This is a genomic window from Microbacterium sp. (assembly GCF_030149085.1).
Lineage (GTDB): Bacteria > Actinomycetota > Actinomycetes > Actinomycetales > Microbacteriaceae > Microbacterium.
In genome coordinates this window covers 1-3795 of record NZ_JASBSF010000027.1, presented here as the reverse complement: position 1 = coordinate 3795, position 3795 = coordinate 1, and the positions used below count along the sequence as shown (strand labels likewise).

General features: G+C 68.2%; 4 protein-coding genes. All 4 read right to left on the bottom strand.

Annotated features, from left to right (window positions below):
* Nucleotides 1-499, bottom strand: a 499-nt coding sequence (locus Q1V87_RS00990; protein ID WP_300590473.1) for a PHP domain-containing protein, incomplete at its 3' end; no start/stop codon positions are given.
* Entirely contained in the window at nucleotides 499-2088 is a 1590-nt protein-coding gene (locus tag Q1V87_RS00985; RefSeq protein WP_300590472.1) for a DNA polymerase Y family protein, read from the bottom strand. The genes Q1V87_RS00990 and Q1V87_RS00985, both read right to left, overlap by 1 nt.
* Nucleotide 2089: 1 nt before the next feature.
* Nucleotides 2090-2902 carry a hypothetical protein gene (locus tag Q1V87_RS00980; RefSeq protein WP_292727191.1) on the bottom strand — a complete coding sequence of 271 codons (813 nt, stop codon included), beginning with the start codon at nucleotides 2900-2902 and terminating at the stop codon, nucleotides 2090-2092.
* 224 nt (nucleotides 2903-3126) lie between these two features.
* Complete coding sequence (locus Q1V87_RS00975) at nucleotides 3127-3657, bottom strand: isochorismatase family protein (protein WP_300590471.1); 531 nt, start codon at nucleotides 3655-3657, stop codon at nucleotides 3127-3129.
* Between the last annotated feature and the right edge of the window lie 138 nt (nucleotides 3658-3795).

Sequence of the window (3795 nt, the reverse complement as noted above, 5' to 3'; positions counted from 1 at the left end):
TCTCGGCCCCCTGCAGCTGGGCGCGGGTGAGGGCGGAGGCGAGCCGGTGATACCCCTCCTCGCCCCGGGCGAGCACGAGCAGGTGGGCGCCCACCGGGTCGGGTTCCCCGTTCTGCGGCTTCGGCAGCTCAAGCGAAAGCTCGGCACCGAACACCGTCTGCAGGCTCAGCTGCTCGGCGGCTTCGGCGAACCGGACGATGCCGTAAAACCCGTCGTGATCGGTGATCGCGAGGGCGTGGAGCCCGAGCCGCTCGGCCTCTTCGGCGAGATCCTCGGGTGAGGATGCCCCATCGAGGAACGAGAACGACGAATGCGCGTGCAACTCGGCATACGGCACGGTCTCGGCGGGTCGCTCGATCGGCGGCGCGACATAGGGCCCCCGCTTGTGCGACCACGCAGGACTATCACCGCCGTCTCCGGGTGGAGGCTTCGGTCGGCGCCGGTCGCTGAGCAACCGCTCCATCTCCGACCACGACACCGACGGGTTGTTGAATCCCATCAGTCGTACCGCCCCTCGGCATGCCACGCACCCTGCTCGCACACCAGCAGCCAGGCTGTCTGGTCGGCATCCACGATCTGGAATCGGTGAGCCCGCCGCGCCCGTTTCGCATCCCACGCGCGTTCGATGACCGGCCACGGCCCTGCCCACGCCGCTACCGCCCGGCGACGCCCGGTTTCGATCATGAGTGTCGGTGTGCCGGTGAGCTGCCCGCGGTCATCGACCGAGACGGTGACCCCGGATGCCGACACCACCTCGACCGCGACCGGATCGGCGAACACCGTGGCCGGGAGCGGATCGGGGAGGCTCCCCGGCCAGGGGCGAGCACGCTCAGCGGCGAGTGTGCGGTGATCTCGCGGCAACCGGTCTCCCCACGGCACCCACACCTGTCGCTCGGCGAGCCAGCGCCCGCCCCCGATCGCGGGAGTCACCACCGCACGGTGACCGAGCATCGCCTGCACCCGCGAGAGAGCGTGGTGCACCCGCTCTTCGGGACCCGAGCCGAAAATAGCCGGGACGTGGTGGGATGCGGCATCCACCGCCTCGGGAGAGATCCGCACGAGTCCGACACCGGTAAGAAGGTCGGTTGCGTCTTCGGCGAGTTGCCAACGCACCCGGTCGACGATCGCGGCGGCATCGAACGACCCCGGATGCAGCCATACCCGCTCGCTGCGCTCGCCGCGCTCGCCGACCAGCTCGATGCGCACCTCGGTGCACACCAGGTCGATCGCCCCGAGACCCGCGATGAAGGCATCCGCGCTCTGGCGCACCCCGAACGCGACCTGCTCGGCAAGCTCGAGCGGCGGTTCGAAAGCGATCTCACGCGCGAGCTCGGGCGGCGGCTCACGGGGCTCGATCTGCCGCGAGTCGCTGCCTGCGGCCAGCGCCCGGAGTCTGACTCCTCGCTCACCCAGCCGCTCGTGCACACGCTCTTCGGGCATCGCGGCGAACGCGCCCAGGGTCTGGATGCCGAGGCGTGCGAGCAGGTCGACGATGCCGGATCCCGGGTCTGCATCAGCGAGCGCGGCGACCGACAGCGGGGCGAGAAACGCGGATGCCGCTCCCTCCGGCACGACGCGGATGGGATCAGCTGCCGTGGTCGCACTGCGTGCAGCCTGCTCGGCGGTGAACGGACCGTCGGCAACCCCGATGCGTACATCGACGAGGCTGAGTTCCCGCATCCGTTCGAGGAGGACCCGCGCCGCGGCAGGCTCCCCACCGTAGTAGCGGGCGGGGCCGCGGGCACGGATGGCACACAGCCCGGGGCGGATGATCTGCACCCCCGGCGTGCGTTCTTCGAGCTGAGCGACGACGGGCGTGAATGCGCGATGATCGCGTACCGGGTCGGACGACACGATCGCAAGGGCCGGGCAGCGTGCCTGCGCATCACGCCGACGCAATCCCCGGCGTACCCCGTCACGCCGTGCCGCGGCAGAACAGGCGACAACGAGATTCTTCTCGATCACGGCGATCGGGTCGGCAGGGTCGAGCGGATGCGGCCCGTCTCGGGTCAGGGCGACGACCGGCCAGTCCGGCATCCAGACCACGAGGCTTCGCGTCGGAGCCCGCAGGGATGAGTCGGCAGGCATGTCACCCGGCTTCCCGGACAGATAGGGCTTCCCGAACAGATAGGGCTTCCCTAACAGATAGGGCTTCCCGAACTGACAAGACCTCCCGAACCGACAACGCCTCCCGCTCACTTGCGCCGCGCACTGCGGGAGAAGTCCCTCGAGCAGCGTCGACCACCCCTCCAGGAGCCGGGAGCAGCACGGGTCCTCGTCGGGGGGTCGACAGCCGCCGACTTGCCACTGTGACGGTGACCTCTCGCGCATCCAGATATCCGTGCCCGCGACCGAGCCCGCTCCAGCCCGGGTCGCTCACCGACAGCGACGCTTCGGCCTGCGGCCACGGGCCCTGCACGAGCAGCACACCATCTCGATCGCGCAGGCGTGCCGCGAATCGGGCGGCATCGGCATCCGACACCCGCCCCGGCGGGCGCACCGCAACCACGGGCAGAACCTCGGCGACCGTCGCCGCCACCGCGAGCCACCGCGAGCCCGGGTCGGGAATCATCACGAGCCGCGACAGATCCACCCCGAGCCGCTCGGCGGCCTCGGCGCCCAGGTGCGGCATCCCGACGACCCCGCACCAGGAGCCCGCCTGCGAAGGCGGCGCGAGCAGGGCGAGCAGGAGCGAGACGGATGCCGAACCCGGAGCAAGCGTGTACACCGACCCGGGTCGCAAGCCGCCACCGGGAAGGAGTCGCGACAGCGCCGGATAGGCCGGCAAGGCCGGAGCATCCAGGGATCGACCCTGCACCTGCTCGACCTTCGCGCGGAGGCGATGCACCTCGGCCAGCCGGTCACGGACGTCGGCGATGGCCTCCGCGCGCTGTGCTCCCATGATCGCCCTCACTCCCACAGGTTAGAACGCATGTTCTAATGCGTCAATGCGATGAGAGCACGATACGTGAGGCATCCGACATCTGAACCTCAGGTACGTCGGAGCTTATCTCTTCCGTCGGAGGATCCAGTCCAAATGATCCGACAGAACCGGATCCCTCCGACATAACGATCAAGAATAGATACTTTGTTCTAACCTTGAAGGCAGGGTTGAAGGTTCAGACCTCAGGCCGGGATGATCTCGGCAGTGGTGGCGATACGCGCGAAGCCGCCACCCTGCAGCACGAGTGCCGTTCCGGCCATGAGCTCAGCCGCCGACCGGCGCACGACACCGAGCCCCGGGATCTCTTCTTCGAGATCGAACGTGCGCGTCGCATCCAGCACGACGGTCACGTCGTAGCCGAGGTTCCCCGCCATCCGAGCGGTGGTTTCAACGCACATGTTGGTCTGGATGCCGCACAGCACGAGCTCATCGATCCCCCGCTCCTGCAGACACCCATGCAGGTCGGGCTCGCCATAGAACGCAGAGTTCACGTTCTTGGTCACCAGCACCGCGGCATCCGCGTTCGCCACGGCATCAACCAGCGCGTTGCCTGGGTTGGATGGATGCAACGGAGATTCGGGATGCCGAGAGTCGTGCCGTACGACAACCACCGGCTCCCCCGCGAAAGCGTCGATCAGTCGTGCGACATTCGCCTCGCAGTCGGGATTTGCCGTCGGACCCCAGAAGTCGAGGTCATCGAAGCCCCGCTGCACATATCGATCACCACGAGCGCGCGCGTCATGATCACATCCCACCACGCCGCGTCGACACCGAACCGACGCAGTCAGATCTTGGCCGAAATCAGCGGATTCTCGTCTGACATGGACGAAACACCCTCACCGTGGCATGTG